Annotated in this window: 16 protein-coding genes; 8 read left to right on the forward strand and 8 right to left on the reverse strand. The window is 72.5% G+C overall.

From position 1 onward, the window contains the following. The first annotated feature begins 20 nt into the window (after positions 1 to 20). Genes ACH41F_RS13040 through ACH41F_RS13050 form a run of 3 tightly spaced genes read left to right on the forward strand, consistent with a single transcriptional unit; the run spans position 21 to position 4306 of the window. Positions 21 to 1277, forward strand: a complete 1257-nt coding sequence (locus tag ACH41F_RS13040) for a DUF6777 domain-containing protein (protein ID WP_398835088.1) — start codon at positions 21 to 23, stop codon at positions 1275 to 1277. A 58-nt stretch (positions 1278 to 1335) separates the two neighbouring features. Further along, positions 1336 to 3411: a SpoIIE family protein phosphatase gene (locus ACH41F_RS13045; RefSeq protein WP_398835091.1), complete on the forward strand. Its 2076-nt coding sequence runs from the start codon at positions 1336 to 1338 to the stop codon at positions 3409 to 3411. Between the two features lie 31 nt (positions 3412 to 3442). Next, complete coding sequence (locus ACH41F_RS13050; protein WP_398835094.1) at positions 3443 to 4306, forward strand: Fpg/Nei family DNA glycosylase; 864 nt, start codon at positions 3443 to 3445, stop codon at positions 4304 to 4306. Here ACH41F_RS13050 and ACH41F_RS13055 read toward each other — a convergent pair. From ACH41F_RS13055 to ACH41F_RS13070, 4 genes are all read right to left on the reverse strand, one after another. Then, positions 4299 to 5165, reverse strand: a complete 867-nt coding sequence (locus ACH41F_RS13055) for a hypothetical protein (RefSeq protein WP_391238873.1) — start codon at positions 5163 to 5165, stop codon at positions 4299 to 4301. The two genes, ACH41F_RS13050 and ACH41F_RS13055, sit on opposite strands and share 8 nt — an antisense overlap. 64 nt (positions 5166 to 5229) lie before the next feature. Then, a complete protein-coding gene (locus ACH41F_RS13060) occupies positions 5230 to 5883 on the reverse strand; it encodes a zf-HC2 domain-containing protein (protein WP_391238870.1) in 654 nt (217 codons plus the stop codon). A 172-nt stretch (positions 5884 to 6055) separates the two neighbouring features. Then, entirely contained in the window at positions 6056 to 6571 is a 516-nt protein-coding gene (locus tag ACH41F_RS13065; RefSeq protein WP_391238867.1) for a hypothetical protein, read from the reverse strand. A gap of 177 nt (positions 6572 to 6748) precedes the next feature. Beyond that, positions 6749 to 7294 carry a sigma-70 family RNA polymerase sigma factor gene (locus ACH41F_RS13070; RefSeq protein ID WP_391238864.1) on the reverse strand — a complete coding sequence of 182 codons (546 nt, stop codon included), beginning with the start codon at positions 7292 to 7294 and terminating at the stop codon, positions 6749 to 6751. A 203-nt stretch (positions 7295 to 7497) separates the two neighbouring features. Here ACH41F_RS13070 and ACH41F_RS13075 point away from each other — a divergent pair, with 203 nt between their 5' ends. Beyond that, a complete protein-coding gene (locus tag ACH41F_RS13075; RefSeq protein ID WP_398835098.1) occupies positions 7498 to 8655 on the forward strand; it encodes a CapA family protein in 1158 nt (385 codons plus the stop codon). 75 nt (positions 8656 to 8730) lie between these two features. Here the strand turns inward: ACH41F_RS13075 and ACH41F_RS13080 are convergent, their stop codons facing one another. Continuing rightward, positions 8731 to 9204, reverse strand: a complete 474-nt coding sequence (locus ACH41F_RS13080; protein ID WP_391238858.1) for a MarR family transcriptional regulator — start codon at positions 9202 to 9204, stop codon at positions 8731 to 8733. 72 nt (positions 9205 to 9276) lie between these two features. Between ACH41F_RS13080 and ACH41F_RS13085 the strand changes: the two genes are divergently transcribed. Further along, the gene (locus tag ACH41F_RS13085) at positions 9277 to 10095 is read left to right on the forward strand and encodes an alpha/beta fold hydrolase (protein WP_391238855.1); all 819 of its coding nucleotides are present in this window, start codon (positions 9277 to 9279) and stop codon (positions 10093 to 10095) included. 6 nt (positions 10096 to 10101) lie between these two features. Here the strand turns inward: ACH41F_RS13085 and ACH41F_RS13090 are convergent, their stop codons facing one another. Continuing rightward, the gene (locus ACH41F_RS13090) at positions 10102 to 10563 is read right to left on the reverse strand and encodes a universal stress protein (RefSeq protein WP_391238852.1); all 462 of its coding nucleotides are present in this window, start codon (positions 10561 to 10563) and stop codon (positions 10102 to 10104) included. Between the two features lie 89 nt (positions 10564 to 10652). Here ACH41F_RS13090 and lysX point away from each other — a divergent pair, with 89 nt between their 5' ends. Next, complete coding sequence (gene lysX, locus ACH41F_RS13095; RefSeq protein WP_398835102.1) at positions 10653 to 13931, forward strand: bifunctional lysylphosphatidylglycerol synthetase/lysine--tRNA ligase LysX; 3279 nt, start codon at positions 10653 to 10655, stop codon at positions 13929 to 13931. Between the two features lie 88 nt (positions 13932 to 14019). Next, on the forward strand, positions 14020 to 14868 hold the full coding sequence (locus ACH41F_RS13100) for a polysaccharide deacetylase family protein (protein ID WP_391238845.1): 849 nt from the start codon (positions 14020 to 14022) through the stop codon (positions 14866 to 14868). Between the two features lie 31 nt (positions 14869 to 14899). Here ACH41F_RS13100 and ACH41F_RS13105 read toward each other — a convergent pair whose 3' ends face one another. Beyond that, positions 14900 to 15568, reverse strand: coding sequence for a class F sortase (locus ACH41F_RS13105; RefSeq protein ID WP_391238842.1), 669 nt, complete (start codon positions 15566 to 15568; stop codon positions 14900 to 14902). A gap of 332 nt (positions 15569 to 15900) precedes the next feature. Between ACH41F_RS13105 and ACH41F_RS13110 the strand changes: the two genes are divergently transcribed. Continuing rightward, positions 15901 to 16413 (forward strand): hypothetical protein, encoded by a 513-nt coding sequence (locus ACH41F_RS13110; RefSeq protein WP_391238839.1) that lies wholly within the window; start codon positions 15901 to 15903, stop codon positions 16411 to 16413. Between the two features lie 133 nt (positions 16414 to 16546). Here the strand turns inward: ACH41F_RS13110 and ACH41F_RS13115 are convergent, their stop codons facing one another. After that, positions 16547 to 17077, reverse strand: a complete 531-nt coding sequence (locus ACH41F_RS13115) for a hypothetical protein (protein WP_391238836.1) — start codon at positions 17075 to 17077, stop codon at positions 16547 to 16549. Positions 17078 to 17258 lie beyond the last annotated feature (181 nt).

A 17258-nucleotide genomic window follows, 5' to 3' on the forward strand; every position in this document is an offset into this window, starting at 1 on the left:
CGTCCGGTTGCGTGACCCGAGTGAGTGAAGCAGACCATGGTGGCGAACTGCTCGGCACGAGGCGGGAGAACACGGTGCGGGAGACCACGGTGCGTACGTTCACCGGGACCTTCGTCACGGCCTGCGCGCTCTCGGCGGCACTGATCGTCGCCGGCTGCGCCGGCCCCGACGGCGAGGGCACGGCAGCCGGCGGGGACGTCCTCCTGGAGCCGGTCGCCGCCCAGGGCCCCGACCCCTTCACCGACTCCACGGCGACCGCGACGGCCACCGCCGCGCCCGTCCCCCGAACGCAGCAACCGGCGCGCTCGGAGGTGCGGTCGATCTCCGGCGGCACACCCGGCCTCTACGGCGGCACGGTTCGCTCGGGCAGCTGCGAGGTGAACCGGCAGATCGGCGAGCTGACCGCGGACCGCGCCAAGGGCCGGGCCTTCGCGCAGGCGGCGGGCATCTCCCCGGGTTCGATCCCGGCCTACCTGCGCTCGCTGACCTCGGTCGTGCTGCGCGCCGACACCCGGGTCACCAACCACGGCTACCGGGACGGGCACGTCACCGGCTACCAGTCCGTCCTCCAGGCCGGCACCGCCGTCCTCGTCGACAACCGGGGCGTGCCCCGGGTCCGCTGCGCCTGCGGCAACCCGCTGGCGCCCGCGCGGGCCACGCACTCCGCAGGCACGAGCGGGCGGCCCTGGTCCGGCTACCGGGACGGGCAGGTCGTCGCGGTCGTTCCGGCGCCCACGGTGATCACCCACCTCACGATCATCGACGTCGTCGACAACACCTGGATCGAGCGGCGCTGCGGGCACGACACGCGGTACGACCACGTCGTACCGCCTCCGGCCCCGCTGCCGTCGACACCGCCCCCGACGCCGGACAGACCGGCACCGTCGAGTCCCTCGGCGACCGGCGTGAGCGCCTCCGGCATCAGCCCGGAAGGCACCGACAGCCCCTCCGCGACCAGCGAGAGCCCCGCAGCGGACCCCGCCACGCCCCACTGCGCGCCCCCGACCGTCACGGCCGCCCCCGGCGTCCCCACCCCCGGAGACCCCGTGAGCGAGGACCCCGCCTGCCCCGCCGTCACGGTCACCGCGACACCCTCGGACGGACCCACGGCCCGGGCCCCCTCGGACACCCCGGAAACGGGCTCCGACACCGGCCCCGACACCGTCCCGGACACCCCCGACGTGCCCGACGGCGGCGGTCTGATCCCGGACGCCCCCGACGAGGCGACGACCACCGGCAGCATCTTCGACAGCCCCACCGCCGTACTCGAGAGCTGACCTCCTCCGTCGGCACCCAGCAGTCGAAGAATCGGACAAATCCTGGCAAGGTGGCCCCATGGTTGATCGGGGAGCGAGCGCCCTGTCACTCCCGGACGACTGGCCCGCCCACCCGGACCCGATCCTGGCGCTCAACCGCATGGGCAGCTTCGACTGGGACCTGGACACCGGTCTGTTCCACATGGACGCCCAGGCCCACGAGGTGTTCGACCTGCGCCCCGACGAGTACGACGGCCACCCCGAGACCCTCGCCGTCCGGGTCCCGGCCCCCGAGGCCTACCGCCTGGACGGCCTGGTCTCCCAGGCCATGAAGGACGGCAGCGAGAACTACGGCACCTACTTCCGCATCCGCTGCCGCGACGGCTCACCGCGCTGGACCCACACCCAGGGCTACATCCGGCGCGACGAGACCGGCCGCCCGCGCCGGATCGTCGGCATCGTCCGGGACGCCACCCAGGAACTCGACGACCTCAGGACCCGCCGGGAACAGGCCGGCCAGGACGCCGCCCGCCAGGAGCAGACCAACGTCGTCCAGCTCACCACGGCCGCCCTCGCCCACGCCCGGACCGTCGACGACGTCATCGACGTCCTCAAGGACACCCACGGCCTGACCCACCTCGGTGCCACCAGCCTCGTCATGGGCCTGGTCGAGGCGGGCCGCATCAGGCTGATCGCGGAGGGCCCCGCGGGCAGCTTCGTCCCCGGCACCGACGTCACCCGCATCGACGAGCCGTACCCGATGAGCGAGGTCGTGCGCACCCTGACCCCGCGGTTCATCGAGTCGCCGGAGGAGTTCGCCGAGAGCTACCCGCTGCTGTGGCCGCACATCACCGGCCTCGACATCACCTCGGCGGCCTACCTCCCGCTGATCGCCCAGGCCCGGCCCATCGGCGCCATGGGCCTGCTCTACAGCGACCGGCGCGGCTTCTCGCCCGAGGACCGCAACGTCCTGGTCGCCCTCGGCTCCAGCATCGCCCAGAGCCTTCAGCGGGCCATGCTCTACGAGCAGGAGAAGGACCTCGCCACCGGTCTCCAGCAGGCCATGCTGCCGCGCACCATCCCCAGCGTGCGCGGCGCCGACGTCGCCGTCCGCTACCGCTCGGCGTCCCTGGGCCGGGACATCGGCGGCGACTGGTACGACCTCATCCCGCTGCCCGGCGGCCGGGTCGGCGCGGTCATCGGCGACGTCCAGGGCCACGACACCCACGCCGCCGCCGTCATGGGCCAGCTGCGGATCGTGCTGCGGGCCTACGCCGCCGAGGGCCACACCCCCGCCACCGTCATGGCACGCGCCTCCGTCTTCCTGCACGAACTCGACACCGACCGCTTCGCGACCTGCCTGTACGCCGAGGCCGACCTGGCCACCGGGGTCGTCCAGGTGGTCCGGGCCGGCCACATCGACCCGCTGGTGCGCCGGCCCGACGGGAGCTGCCGCCGGGTCTCCGTCGAGGGCGGGCTGCCGCTCGGGCTGTCGGCGGAGTTCGGGCGCCTGGAGTACCCCGTCGGCACCATCGAGCTCGACCCCGGCCACACCCTGCTGCTGTGCACCGACGGCCTGGTCGAGCAGCCCGGCGCCGACCTCGACGACGGCATGCGGACCCTCACCGCGCTCATCGCCTCCGGCCCCGCCGACGTCCGCGACCTCGCCGACCGCCTCATCGACGTGGCCGAGGAACGCGGCGGCGACGACGACGTGGCCCTGCTCCTGCTGCGCCGCCGGGGGCTGGACACCCCGCGCTCCGGCGGCCGGCTCCAGCAGCACGTCGCCTCCGGTGACCCGCAGGCGCTGACGGAGGCCCGGCACATGATCCGCGCCGCGGTGCGGTCCTGGGGCGCGGAGGAGCGGGCCGACGAGATCGAGCTGGTCGCCGACGAACTGATCACCAACGCCCTCATGCACACCGAGGGCGCGGCCATCGTCACCCTGCGGGTCCTGGCCGGCACCGACCGCCGGCTCCGCGTCGAGGTCGAGGACTCCTCCAGCGCGCTGCCCCGCCGCCGCGAGGCCGGGGAGTCCGGGGTCTCCGGGCGCGGCCTGCTCCTGGTCGACCTGCTCACCGACGTGTGGGGCGTGGAGGCGCGGGGCGGCGGCAAGTGCCTGTGGTGCGAGTTCAAGGTGCCCCGGCGGAGCTGAGCACAGCCGTCACCGGTGGCACTCTGGACGTATGCCGGAACTCCCCGAGGTCGAAGCGCTCAAGGACTTCCTCACCGACCACCTGGTCGGCCACGAGATCGTGCGGGTGCTGCCCGTGGCGATCAGCGTCCTGAAGACCTACGACCCGCCCGCGAGCGCCCTGGAGGGCCGCGAGGTCACCGCCGTGCACCGGCACGGCAAGTTCCTCGACCTCGTCACCGACGGCGGACCGCACCTGGTGACCCACCTGGCCCGGGCCGGCTGGCTGCACTGGAAGGACCGCCTCCCGGACGGCCCCCCGCGCCCCGGCAAGGGCCCCCTCGCCCTGCGGGTGGCCCTGGAGACGGGCGCCGGCTTCGACCTGACGGAGGCGGGCACGCAGAAGCGCCTCGCGGTGTACCTCGTGGCGGACCCGCAGGAGGTCCCCGGCGTGGCCCGGCTCGGCCCCGACCCGCTCGCTGACGACTTCGACGAGGCCCGCCTCGCGGAGCTGCTGGCCCCGGAGCGCCGGCAGCTCAAGGGCGCCCTGCGCGACCAGTCCCTGATCGCCGGGGTGGGCAACGCCTACAGCGACGAGATCCTGCATGTGGCGCGGATGTCCCCCTTCAAACTGGCCGCGTCGCTCACCCCGCAGGAGACGGCCCGGCTGTACGAGGCGCTGCGCACCACCCTGACCGAGGCGGTCGAGCGCTCCCGCGGACTGGCGGCCGGCCGGCTGAAGGCCGAGAAGAAGAGCGGCCTGCGGGTCCACGGCCGCACCGGCGAGCCCTGCCCGGTGTGCGGCGACACGGTCCGCGAGGTCTCCTTCAGCGACTCCTCCCTCCAGTACTGCCCGACCTGCCAGACGGGCGGCAGACCGCTCGCGGACCGCAGGATGTCCCGGCTCCTCAAGTAGCGCGGCGCGGCGAGGGCAGCGGCGCGCCGGTGAAGGCGTCCAGCAGCACCCGGTCGCCGAGCGCGCGCTTCAGCTTCACCGTCACCTTCTCCATGACCAGCTCGCTGGTGCAGGGGCCGTCGTCCGTCCCGGTGACCGACGCGGAGAGCACCACGCTGCCCGCGGTCTCCAGGACCCGCACCGCGGGCCCGTCGTCGCAGCCGCCGTGCCCGGCGAGGACGGTGACGGACCGGCCGTCCGCGTCGGCGCGGACCAACTGTTCGAGCGGCATCAGCCAGTCCGTGGGGCTCTCCCTCGCGGGTCCGATCGGCGGCTCGGGAAGCTCGGAGGGTTCCAGGGCGACCCGCCTGAGCGGGGTGTCGTAGCCCTTCAGCGTGAACAGCCAGGCGGGGACGGTGGCCGGGCCGCGGCTTGTGACCAGCGTGGCCGTGCCCAACGCGGCCTTGGTCACGGTCAGACGCGGCCCGTCGTGGCCGCCGCCGGCGACGCTGTCGTAGGCCTTCCTCGCGTCCATGAGCGGCAGGGTGAGGGAACCGCCGCCGCGCCACCGCACCGTGCCCTTCCCGGGGGAGTGGGTGGGCAGTTCGGTGTCGAGGACGATGTTCCGGGTGAGATACGCCTGCTTGTCGGCGTCGCTGCGGAAGGCGTTGTCGGGCAGCTGCACGACGTCGGCCATCGGGTAGTACCCGGCGCGCCACACCTCGGCCGCCCGGGAGCCGTCCCAGGCCTCGGCGACCTTGCGGGCGCGGGACTCGGAGCCGCGGGTCTGCGCGGGTGAGCCGGGTTCGTCGCCGCAGCCCGCGAGCAGCAGGGCGAGTGGGACCAGCAGGCCGATGGTGCGCGCGGCGCGTGTACGCATGTGTTCCCCCAGGACCGGACGGTTGTCGTTCCTGAGACGTGGGAACCCTCTCGCGCGTTCGGGCTCAGGCGGACTTCAGTGTCACCAGGCGTTCGCCGTCCAGGGTGCGGACCTCGTACCGGGCGATCTGGTCGGGGTGGTAGGACGAGGCGCCGTTCATGACGAGTGCACGGGCGTCATGGCGCGGGACGCCCCAGGTGGTGACCGTCTCCTCGGAGCCGTCGTGACCGACGACCACCAAACGACAGGTGCGGGGGCCCGCCCCGTCCTTCACCTTGAGCTCCACCTGGGTGCCCGAGGTCTCGTCCGCCGCGGTGACCTGGGCCCACACGCCGGAGCGTGGGTCGGTCGCCTCCATCCGGGAGCTGCCGTCACCGCCCCGGGCGGCCACGACCACGACGCCGGGCCCCGCCACCGCGAAGGCCACGGTCGCCGCCACGGCGCACAGGAACCGCCGGCGGCCGGCCCGGTGCCGTGTCCCGACCTCGGAGAGCAGCCGGTCCAGCATTCGGGGGCCGGGCTTGACCAGCGGGCTGACGAACTGCGGGGTGGAGCGCCGGTACAGCATCAACTGCCGGGTGATGGGGCCGAATTCGGTGACGGAAGCCGCGCACCGAGGGCACTCCATGAGGTGATCCTCGAAGCGGAAGGCATCCGCCTCGTCCAGCACGCCGAGCGCGTACGCGGCGACGTCGCGATGCCTCTCCTGGGACCTCATGCGGAATCCTCGTGCCGTTGGGTGGGGGTGGGGTCACTCCTTGCTCCCACCCGTACGCACCGGACCGCCGAATCACTCAAGCACCGCACAGAATCGCAACCAAGGGATTCGGAGCGGGCCGGAGCGAGGATTGGTCCCGTCCGAAAAAAAGTCCGGGGCCGTGCGTTCGTGGCTAGAACAGGTGAATCGCGAGGTGCCCCAGCGGCAGTCCGAGCTGCCAGGCCTTCGTCCACACCTGGGGTCCCTCGTCCTCCCCGGCGCCCGGTCCGCCGCCCGGTACCGCGTTGAGGTCGGGGGCCAGCAGCTCGGTCTCCTCCAGCCACTGCCAGGCCAGCTCGGCGAGGTCCAGGTCGGGGGAGGGGGCCCCGGACTCCCTCGCCTCGGCCGCGAGCACCGCCATGCGTTCGCGCACCCAGTCCTGCCAGGGCTGGTCGTACGCGGTCAGGGACAGCCAGGTCTCCAGCTGGGAGACGACCCGGATGCCGGAGAGCTCGCCGTCGGTGTCGGCCAGGAAGATGGTCAGCGCCAGCGCGTCGCGCCCGGCACGGAACTCGAAGGACGTCGGCGGCATCAGATCGCCGGTCCGCAGCAGCTCGTCGGCGATGTACTCGGCGTACAACCAGGCCATGGGAACGATGAGTTCGCCGCCCCCGGCGCCGTCCGTGCTCTCTTGACCTCTGTGCAGCATCCCTTCCTGCCTTCCTCCGGTGCGTGCGCGTCGCCCGTTGCCGGGCCGTGGGGGCCTGGCGCGGGATGCCCACCTGCCGCGCCGGGCCCCCGTCCGGGAACACGGATGAAGACAGCCGATTACTCAACCATGGTCGTCAGCAAGGCACTTTACGGAGCCTTTGCCGCACCGTGAGTTTCACCGCAGGTCGGCCGCGTATCCCGGAAGGACCCGGCGCAGGGCGCGCAGCGCGTAGTACGCGCGGGACTTCACGGTACCGGGCGGAATCCCGAGGGCCTGCGCGGCCTCCGCCACACTCGCCCCCTGGAAGTACACGAGCACCAGGACGTCACGGTGCTCCGGAGTGAGTGTCTTCACAGCCTCGCGTACGTCGATGCCCGCCGCCGCCCGCTCGGCGTGGTCCGCGCACACCCGCGCGTTCTCCAGGATGGCGTCCCCGACCTCGGGCGGACGCGCCTGCCGGGCCCGCCGCGCGTCGATGGCGAGCCGCCGTCCCACGGTCAGCAGCCAGGGCCGTACGGACTCGAAGTCGTCGGCGCGCAGCGCCTCGGGGTGCTGCCAGGCCCGTACGAGGGTCTCCTGCACCAGGTCCTCGGCGCGCTGCCGGTCCCCGTCGCACAGCCGGAGGAGCAGTGCGAAGAGGGGCCGGCCGTGCTCCCGCTGGAGTGCGGCGAGCTCGTGCTCGGCGGTCGTCGCGTTCGTGAGCGTGATTCCGGCCGTCATGGCCGTATGGCATCGCAGCGTGACCGTGAGGGACAGGCCATCTACCCGGATCTGCGGCGGACGGTCGATCGCGTCGACGAACGGTACGACGAACGGTTCCCTCCGCCTCGCCCATCGGGCGAATGAACGGGGCCGGGCCGTTTGCGGCTGTGCTCATCTTCGTACCTATTTGTAAGGAAATATGATCACAGAGGGGTGAGCCGATGATTGCACGCAGACGACAGGTGGCCCTGGCCCTCACAGCCCTCCTGGCCGCGGGCGCCGCCTGCCAGGCCCGGCACCAGGACCCTCCCGAACGCCCCGGCCACCCGGCCCCGTCCGCCGCAGGGCCGCGCGGCTTCACGCTCGTCGCCTCCGGCGACGTCCTCCCGCACAGCTCCGTCATCGAGCGCGCCCGCTTCGACGCGGGCGGCACCGGCTACGACTTCCGCCCCATGCTCGCCGGCGTCGAACCGGTCGTCTCCCGCGCCGATCTGGCGCTGTGTCACATGGAGACCGTCTACGGCGCCGACGGCGACTACACCGGATACCCCGCGTTCAAGTCCCCGCCCGAGGTCGCCAAGGGCCTCGCCGCGACCGGCTACGACGGCTGCTCCACCGCCTCCAACCACAGCCTCGACGACGGCGCCGACGGCATCCGCCGCACCCTCGACGCACTCGACCGCGAAGGGGTCGGGCACGCCGGCTCCGCGCGCACCGAGGCCGAGGCGGGCACGGTCACGATCCTGCGCGCGGGCACCGCGAAGGTCGCCCACCTCGCGTACACCTACGACACCAACGGCTACCCGCTGCCGCAGGGGCAGCCCTGGGCCGTCAACCTCATCGACGAGACCAAGATCCTCGCCGACGCCCGCGCCGCCCGGCAGGCCGGTGCCGACGTGGTCGTCGTATCCGTGCACTGGGGCACCGAATGGCAGGACGCCCCCGACGACCGGCAGCTGACCCTGGCCCGCTCGCTCACCGCGTCCCGCACCGCCGGGCGCCCCGACATCGACCTGATCCTCGGCACCCACGCCCACGTCCCGCAGGCGTACGAGAAGGTCAACGGGACCTGGGTGGTCTACGGCATGGGCGACCAGGTCGCGGGCGAGATGTTCAACCACGAGGGCGCCCAGGACCCGCGCGGCAACCAGTCCACGATCGGCCGTTTCACCTTCGCCGCGCCGACGAGGCCGGGCGGCCGCTGGGAGGTGAGGAAGGCCGAGTTCGTCCCGCAGCTGTTCGACGTCGACGCCGGCCGGGCGCTGAACCTCAACGAGGTGATCGCGGCGGGTGCCGAACTGACCGGCGTGCGCGACCGCATCCGTGAGGTCGTGCTCAGCCGGGGGGCGGCGAAGGACGGGCTGACGATGGGGCGTTAGGGGCTGTTGGGGAAGTGGCCTCTGCCGCGCGGCCGCCCTCCGGGCGGCGGGGCCACTTTCCCGACAGGCCCCGGGTCACTCCGCGTCGACGTGGTCGAAGGTGCGCAGCATCTCCTTCAGCACTCGGGTGCACGCCCGCAGTTCGGCCTCGGTCAGCTCGCCGCCGACCTGCCGGTTCAGGGCGTGCTCGCGGTCGAGGACCGCGGTGACGACGGCCTCGCCGTCGCCGGTGAGCCGGATCAGCGAGGAGCGCTGGTGCGCGGGGTTGGGCGCGGTCTCGGCCCAGCCCCGGGCCAGCGCGTCGTTGGTCATGCGCTGCACGAACTGCCGGGTCAGCGTCATGATCCGGGCCATCTGGGGAACCGTCATGGGCCCGTACCGGTGGAGCAGGACCAGCACGGAGCGCACGCCGACGGAGACCCCCTCGATCTCCTCGCCCTGCTCCAGCTTGCGCAGGCCGCGCCGGTAGAGCGCGCCGATCAGGTCGAACACCTCGCTGACGCGGTGGCCGAGTTCGTCGGGGGGCAGGGGCGCGTCGATGTCGTTCACCAGACCATCATGCACCGGCCCATCATGACAACCAGGTTGTCAAAGTATCGAGAAGATGACACCTTGGTTGTCATGACAGCTGCTTCGGAACTGAGCTATTTCACGTCCAGCGACGGCGACCTCGCCTACCGCGACATCGGTACGGGCGACCTCGTGGTCCTGCTCCACTCCGGTTACACCGACCACCGCGTCTTCGAGGCACAGATACCGGCCGTCGCCGCGGCCGGGTACCGGGTGGTCGCGGCCGACATCCGCGGCCACGGCTGGTCCGCCAACGCGAGCAAGCCCTTCCGCTGGGCCGACGACCTCGCGGGCCTGCTGCGACACCTCGACGCCGGCCCCGCGGTGCTGGTCGGTGTGTCGATGGGCGCGGCCGTCGCGAGCGACACGGTGATCGAGTACCCGGAGCTCGTCCGAGGGGTCGTCCTCGGCGGTGCCACGGTCAGCGAGTTCCAGTACTCGGATCCGCGCACCCTTCAGTTCGTGACCGAGTCCGCCCGCACCCTGAACGCCGGTGACATCGAGGGCTGGCTGAAGGTGTTCCGGGAGGCGGTGGCCGGCGTGAACCGCACGGTCGACGACGTCGACCCCACCATCCTGGAACGGGTCCAGGAGATGGCCCTGCACACCATCGCCAAACACACCCCGGGCGAGCACAACTGGCACGTCCCCATGACCGACACCTGGCCCCGGGTACCGAAGATCGACGTCCCGGTGCTCATGGTCAACGGTGCTCTCGACTCACCCGACCTGCTGGCCGACGCGGAGAGGTTCGCCCGTACCGTCCCCGACGGGCGCTCGGTACTCATCGAGGACACCTCGCACTACCCGACCATGGAGAAGCCCGAGCAGTTCAACGAGATCCTGCTCGACTTCCTCCGCACCCTCTGAACGGACCTACGGGACCACGGTCACCGGCCACCGTCCGGCCTTCACCAGTCGCACCGCGACCGAGCCGACGATCCGGTGCCCGGCCTGCTCGGAGGCGCCCACCACCACGGCGTCCGCCGTGAGTTCGTCCGCGGCCTTCACCAGACCGCTGTACGGGTCACCGCGGAACGTGTGGAACTCCCAGCGCACGTCGAATATCCCCTTCGTGCGCTCGGTCGCCTCCCGGATCTGCGCGACCAGGTCCTCGGCGATCTCATCCGTCGTCTCCGCCACCGGCGCCCCGAGGGCCGCGCCCGCCGCCATCACCGGCTGCACGTACACGACCGCGAGCAGCGCGTGCTGGCGGCGGGCCAGACCACCGGCGTACGCCGCCGCTCGGAGGGAGGAGTCGGAGCCGTCCACCCCGACCACGATGACCTTCGGTCCGTCCGTGCCCCGCTCGAACCGGTGCGCGTGCTGTTCCGTCACGGCAGGGAGGCTATCGGAACCCCCCGGTCCCACCCGTGGCCGGGCCCTCCCGACGGGCGGCGCGGCCCGGCTGTTCCTACAGTCGGAACATGAGTGCCACCGTCGAGGCCGGACCGGCCAAGGACACCGAGGGCCGACAGCACCGGCCCGACAGCGGCCTCCTCGGCAGGGTGCCGGAGGGCTTCGCGGCCTTCTTCGGCGCCCTCGGACTGCTGTGCCTGCTGCTCGCCCTGATCCCTCCGCTGCGCCGACTGCTCCGGCCCGTCGTCCGCCTCCTCGACCTGCTCATCGTCCCGGTCAGCGCCAACCTGGCCTACGCCGTCTTCCTCTTCCTCCTCGCCGGCGCCACCGCCGCCCGCAAGAAGGTCGCCTGGTGGCTGGTCGTGGTCTACCTGGGCCTGCTCGTCCTCGTCGACGCCCTGGGCGTGGCCGTCGGCCTCTACGCCGACTCCCTCCCCTCCCTCGTGGTGTGCGCTCTCGCGCTGGCCCTGCTCGTCGTCGCCCGCGGCGAGTTCTACGGCGCCTCCCGCCGCGCCGCCGTCCGCCGGGCCGTCCTCGTCCTGCTGGCCGGGCTCGCCCTCGGCATCCTCGTCGGCTGGGGCCTGCTGGAGTTCTTCCCCGGCACCCTGCCCCGCGGTCAGCGGCTGCTGTGGGCCGCCAACCGGGTCTGCGGCGGCCTGGTGTCCGCCCGCTCCTTCGACGGCGAACCACCCCGCCCCCTGTTCTTCCTCCTCGGCCTGTTCGGCGCGCTCGCCCTCCTCAACGCCGCCGCCACCCTCTTCCGCTCCCAGCGCATGGAAGCCGCCCTGCACGGCGACGAGGAGGCCCGGATCAGGGCCCTGCTGAAGGCCTACGGCGAGCACGACTCCCTCGGCTACTTCGCCACCCGGCGCGACAAAGCCGTCGTCTTCTCGCCCAGCGGCAAGGCCGCCGTCACCTACCGCGTCGAGGCCGGCGTCTGCCTCGCCAGCGGCGACCCCGTCGGCGACCGCGAGGCCTGGCCGCACGCCATCGACGCCTGGCTCGACGCGGCCCGCCGGCACGCCTGGGCCCCTGCCGCGATGGGCGCCTCCGAGGACGGCGCCACGGCCTACGCGCGCGCCGGACTCGGCGCCCTGCAACTCGGCGACGAGGCGATCCTGCACGTCGCCGACTTCGACCTCGGCGGACGCGACATGCGCGTCACCCGCCAGGCCGTGAACCGGGTCCGCCGCACCGGCGCCCACTGCCGCGTCCGCCGCCACAGCGCCCTCACCGACGCGGAGATGGAGGCGATCGTCGACAAGGCCGACGCCTGGCGGGACACCGAGACCGAACGCGGCTTCTCCATGGCCCTGGACCGCCTCGGCGACCCGGCCGACGGCGACTGCCTCCTCGTGGAGGCCCTCGACGAGGACGGCAGCCTCCTCGCCCTGCTGTCCTTCGTGCCCTGGGGCACCGACGGCGTCTCCCTGGACCTGATGCGCCGTGACCGCGGCGCACCCAACGGCGTCATGGAGTTCATGGTCGCCGAACTGTGCGCGGCGGCCCCCAAACTGGGCGTCCGCCGGATCTCCCTCAACTTCGCCGTCTTCCGCTCCGTCTTCGAGGAGGGCGCCCGCATCGGCGCCGGACCCGTGCTGCGCCTGTGGCGCCGCCTGCTGCTGTTCTTCTCCCGGTGGTGGCAACTGGAGGCCCTGTACCGCTCCAACGCCAAGTACCGCCCCACGTGGTACCCGCGCTTCATCTGCTACGGCGAGGCCGGCGCCCTCGCCCGCATCGGCCTCGCCTCCGGGATCGCCGAGGGCTTCGTCTCCGTACCCTCCCTGCGCAAACTCTGGGGAAAGGGGCACCCGAAGGCCGGACCGCGGCCGGCCACCACCGAAGGCCTGCCGCCGTTGTCGGTGCTCGGCCTCGACGGAGGGGACGGGGCCGGGTCCGCCGGCCCGGACGCGGGCCTGCCCGAGCAGGCCCGCATCCGGCACCGGACGCTGGACCGGCTGCGCGCCGAGGGCGTCGACCCCTACCCGGTCGGCGTCCCACCGCGCACCCACGCCCTCGCGGACGTCCGCGAGGGCGACGAGGTCACCGTCGCCGGCCGGGTCATGCGCGTGCGGGACTTCGGCGGCATCGTCTTCGTCACCCTGCGCGACTGGTCCGGCGACCACCAGCTCGCCCTCACCCGCGCCCTGTCGGGCACCGAACTGCCCCGCTTCACCGCCGACACCGACATCGGCGACCACATCACCGCGACGGGCACCGCGGGCACCAGCGACCAGGGCGAACCCACCGTCTTCGTCACCACCTGGCAGCTCACCGGCAAGTGCCTGCGCCCGCTCCCCGACAAACGCCGCGGCCTGAGCGACCCCGAGGCCAAGGTCCGCATGCGCTACCTCGACCTGGTCGCGAGCCCCGAGGCCCGCGACGTGGTCCGCGCCCGCTCCGCCGCCGTACAGGCCCTGCGCCAGGGCCTGCTGGAGCGCGGCTACCTCGAGGTCGAGACCCCGATGCTCCAGCAGATCCACGGCGGCGCCAACGCCCGCCCCTTCACCACCCACATCAACGCCTACGACCTCGACCTGTACCTGCGCATCGCCCCCGAGCTGTACCTGAAACGGCTGTGCGTCGGCGGCCTGGAGAAGGTCTTCGAGATGGGCCGCACCTTCCGCAACGAGGGCGTCTCCTACAAGCACAACCCCGAGTTCACGATGCTGGAGGCCTACCAGGCCTTCGCCGACTACGACGTGATGCTCGACCTGACCCGCGAACTGATCCAGGGCGCCGCCACCGCCGCCTTCGGCACGCCGGTCGCCCGCAAGGACGGCACCGAGTACGACATCTCCGGCCAGTGGCCCGTCAAGACGGTCCACGCCGCGATCTCCGAGGCTCTGGGCGAGGAGATCGACGCCGACACGGAACTGCTGCGGCTGCACCGGCACTGCGACCGCGCGGGCGTGCCGTACACCGCCGACGACACCCGCGGCGACGTCGTCCTGGAGATGTACGAGCGGCTGGTCGAGGAACGGACCCAGCTGCCCACCTTCTACAAGGACTTCCCCACCGACGTCTCCCCGCTCACCCGGCAGCACCGCACCGACCCGCGGCTCGCCGAGCGCTGGGACCTCGTCGCCTTCGGCACCGAACTCGGCACCGCCTACTCCGAGCTGACCGACCCCGTCGAGCAACGCCGCCGCCTCACCGCCCAGTCGCTGCTCGCCGCCGGGGGAGACCCCGAGGCGATGGAGCTCGACGAGGACTTCCTCGACGCCCTGGAGTACGCGATGCCGCCCACCGGAGGCCTCGGCATCGGCGTCGACCGGCTCGTCATGTTCCTCACCGGTCGCACCATCAGAGAGACGCTGCCGTTCCCCCTGGTGCGCCGCCGCTGACGGCGGCCCTGGGCCGGGCGGGTGTTTTCCTGCCGCCGCACCGGTCATGTCCTGGTGCGTCGGCCATGGTTCGGGCGACTGATGAGTCATGACGAAGGATCAGTTGCTCACCCGGCTGCTCTCGCGACGCCGGGCCCTGCTCGCGGGCGCCGCCGCTGTCGGGGCGGCCGGCACGGCCGCACTGTTCGCCGCGGGCACCGGCGACACCCCGGCGCGGCCCGTGCTCCCCGCCCCCGGCCCCCAGGCGCGCCGCCCGCTCCAGCCCTCCGCGTACCGGCTCCAGCCCCTGACCGGCTACGGCCCGCCGCGCACCGCCCCCCGCCGCACCCTGGTACGCCGCGAGCCGCTGCTGAAGGTCTCCGGACGCGGCCGCACCATGGTGCTGACCTTCGACGACGGACCCGACCCCCGCTACACCCCGCACATCCTGGACATCCTGGCGCACTACGACGTCCGCGCGATGTTCTTCGTGTGCGGGGAGATGGCGGTCGACAACAAGGACCTGCTGGAACGCATGGCCGACGAGGGCCACGTCGTCGGCAACCACACCTGGTCCCACCCCCTGCTCACCCGCCTGACCCGCGGCCGGATCCGCTCGGAGATGGAACGCACCTGCGACGTCATCGAGGAGGCGTACGGCGAACGCCCCCAGTGGTTCCGCGCGCCCTACGGGGCCTGGAACCGCGCCGCCTTCCAGCTCGGCGCCGAACTCGGCATGGAGCCCCTCGCCTGGACCGTCGACACCCTCGACTGGACCGCCCCCGCCGCCCGCACCATCGTCGGCCGGGTCGAGAACGGCGCCGCCCCCGGCGTCGTGGTGCTCTCGCACGACGCCGGGGGCGACCGCTCCCAGAGTGTCCGGGCGCTGCGCGACTATCTCCCGCAACTGCTGGACTCCGGCTACCACATCACCGTCCCTCGACGGCGCTACGTGTAAGGCAGGGCCCGCCCGCCCGGTCGGGGCACGCTCAGCGGACCTCGACCAGGCGGGCGAAGGCGACCACGTTCCCCGCGTAACCGCTCTGCTTGGAGAAACCGCCGCCACAGGTGATGACCCGCAGTTCGGCGGTGCCCTTGGAACCGTAGACGCGGTCGCCGGGGAAGTTGTCCTTCTCGAAGACCTCGATGCCGTAGATCTCGAACACGGCCGTCTTCCCGTCCTCGCGCCGCACCTCGACGCGGTTGCCCTTCTTCAGGGCCCCGAGCCCGTAGAACACGGCCGGACCCAACTTGTTGTCGACATGGCCCACGACGACGGCCGTGCCCTTCTCGCCGGGCGAGACGGCGCCGGTGAACCAACCGGCCAGGTTCGCGTCCTCCGGCGGCGGCGCGGCCACCCAGCCGTCGGTGTCCAGGCCGACGGGCATGACCGGCGCGTCCACCTGGATCGCCGGGATCCGCACCCGGTCCGGCAGGGAGTACGGCAGCGGCGTCACCGATCCGGCGAAGGTGCCGGGAACACGGCTGTCCGCCGCAGCGGCGGTCGCCGGCTGCGGCGGACCCACGTCGAACTCTCCCGAACCATTTCGAATGAGAGCGAGGCCGGTCAGCAGAACAAGCGCTATCACGCCCCAAGGAGCACGCTTTTTCCGCCGCTCCTCCTCCTCGGCCAGCTCGGCCAGCTCGGACGCAGACATTCGACTTCCCCTCTCGACGCGGCCGTCGCCCCGTCACTCGCGCATACGAGAACGCTAAGGACCGCGGACGGAACCGGCGACGCGACAAAGGCGAACGGGTGGTGCCCCCGCCCCGGGGTGCGCCATCCGAGTTGCCCTCGAAAGGAATTTTCTGACGGTCCGTGACCTGCGGCAATATCCGATTGTGTGCTTTTCGCTCGGCGTGTCCTCTCACCAGGACGGACCATTGCCGAAATGCGCCCGCGCGCAGGGCATCTGAGGGTCTTTCTGGGAGGCGTTTTCTCGCCGATCGACCGGGGACCGTTCCCGGGGCGCCTTCCGCGGAGGATCACATGCGTACTACCCGTGCCCTGGCGGCCTCTGCCGCCGCGGTCGCCGCCCTCGGACTCGCCGCCCCCGCCGCCGTAGCGCGCGACGGGATGCCGGGCGGTCCGGGCAGCGCCGTCAGCCCGAGCAACATCGTCGCCCTGCCCAGCGTCATCGCCCGCGGTGGTCAGCTGACCCTCACCGTCGACGGCTGCTCCGGCGGTGGCACCGCCACCTCGCCGGCGTTCACCGGTTCGGTGATCCTGACCCCTGGCAACCCGGCCAGGGGTACGGCCACCGTCAGCTCGACCGCCCGCCCGGGCCTGTACTCCATCACGGTCAATTGCACCGGCGCCCGGAACCCGCTCACCAGGAACGACGCCTTCACCGTCATCGGCGGTGTCCGCGGCGGTCTCGGTGGCAGCAGCTCGTCCGGCGCCACCCCGACCGACATGGCCATCGGTGGCGGGCTGGTCGCCGCGGCCGTCATCGGCGGCGGGCTGTTCTGGATGCGCCGCCGCTCCGAGAAGCAGTTCTGACCTCGCCCCTTCGGAAAGACACCCGCTCCGAAGAGACACCCTTCGGAAAAGACACCCCCTTCGGAAAGACACGCACAGGCCTTCGCCCCGGACCCTGGGAAGGGTTCCGGGGCGAAGGCCTGTGCGGGAGCGGTCAGCCGCCGTCCTCACCGGTGCGGCGGCGCGAGAAGTGGTACGCGGCGCCGACCGAACCCACGATGAGCGCGGCCCCGAGCCCGATCTCCTTGAGGTCGAACCCGGCGACGGTGCCGCCCTCACCGGCGTGCACGCCCCGGTTGTACGGGTACGGCTGGGGCGTGGGGTGGGTGCGGCCGGAGGCGATGGTCAGGTTGGTCGAACCGCTCACCCCGTCACAGGAGAACGTCACCTTGTAGGAGGCGCCCGGTTTCGCGTCCCAGTCGACGACGGCGATCGCGGAGGACCGGTTGCCCGGGATGCTGATCGTGTCGAACACCCCCGAGCTGACCGTCGCGGACCCGGTGCAGCCGCCGTGGTCACGGTCCAGTTGCAGGGTGACCTGGCCGCCCGCCGCGATGGTCGAGGGCAGGACGCTGAAACCGAACGGCGTGATGTTGTTGTCGCCCCTGGCGACCGCTGCCGGCGCGGCGAGGGCGAGGGCGCTGACGCCCAGCAGTGCGGCCGAGGCTACGCGTATCGCGCGCATGGTGAATCCTCCGGGTCCCCGAGGAGCGGCCGCGGACCTTTTCCGCCGGCGCCAGAAATGCACCTCGATGATCAAAACGCTAGGAAGGTGCGCACATGCGCGCGAACGCTGTGGGGCGAATGGGGCATGGACGTGGGCCGGTCGGGGGACGCCGACGGCGTGGCGGCGTCCCCCGACCGGC

This window comes from Streptomyces sp. NPDC020489, from assembly GCF_044386545.1.
Classification (GTDB): Bacteria; Actinomycetota; Actinomycetes; order Streptomycetales; family Streptomycetaceae; genus Streptomyces.

Excerpts from the sequence above, each read along its gene's own strand:
- ACH41F_RS13045 (WP_398835091.1), top strand. The coding sequence starts at position 1,336 with ATGGTTGATCGGGGAGCGAGCGCCCTGTCACTCCCGGACGACTGGCCC.
- ACH41F_RS13050 (WP_398835094.1), top strand. The coding sequence starts at position 3,443 with ATGCCGGAACTCCCCGAGGTCGAAGCGCTCAAGGACTTCCTCACCGAC.
- ACH41F_RS13055 (WP_391238873.1), bottom strand. The coding sequence starts at position 5,165 with ATGCGTACACGCGCCGCGCGCACCATCGGCCTGCTGGTCCCACTCGCC.
- ACH41F_RS13060 (WP_391238870.1), bottom strand. The coding sequence starts at position 5,883 with ATGAGGTCCCAGGAGAGGCATCGCGACGTCGCCGCGTACGCGCTCGGC.
- ACH41F_RS13065 (WP_391238867.1), bottom strand. The coding sequence starts at position 6,571 with ATGCTGCACAGAGGTCAAGAGAGCACGGACGGCGCCGGGGGCGGCGAA.
- ACH41F_RS13070 (WP_391238864.1), bottom strand. The coding sequence starts at position 7,294 with ATGACGGCCGGAATCACGCTCACGAACGCGACGACCGCCGAGCACGAG.
- ACH41F_RS13075 (WP_398835098.1), top strand. The coding sequence starts at position 7,498 with ATGATTGCACGCAGACGACAGGTGGCCCTGGCCCTCACAGCCCTCCTG.
- ACH41F_RS13085 (WP_391238855.1), top strand. The coding sequence starts at position 9,277 with ATGACAGCTGCTTCGGAACTGAGCTATTTCACGTCCAGCGACGGCGAC.
- lysX (WP_398835102.1), top strand. The coding sequence starts at position 10,653 with ATGAGTGCCACCGTCGAGGCCGGACCGGCCAAGGACACCGAGGGCCGA.
- ACH41F_RS13100 (WP_391238845.1), top strand. The coding sequence starts at position 14,020 with ATGACGAAGGATCAGTTGCTCACCCGGCTGCTCTCGCGACGCCGGGCC.
- ACH41F_RS13105 (WP_391238842.1), bottom strand. The coding sequence starts at position 15,568 with ATGTCTGCGTCCGAGCTGGCCGAGCTGGCCGAGGAGGAGGAGCGGCGG.
- ACH41F_RS13110 (WP_391238839.1), top strand. The coding sequence starts at position 15,901 with ATGCGTACTACCCGTGCCCTGGCGGCCTCTGCCGCCGCGGTCGCCGCC.
- ACH41F_RS13115 (WP_391238836.1), bottom strand. The coding sequence starts at position 17,077 with ATGCGCGCGATACGCGTAGCCTCGGCCGCACTGCTGGGCGTCAGCGCC.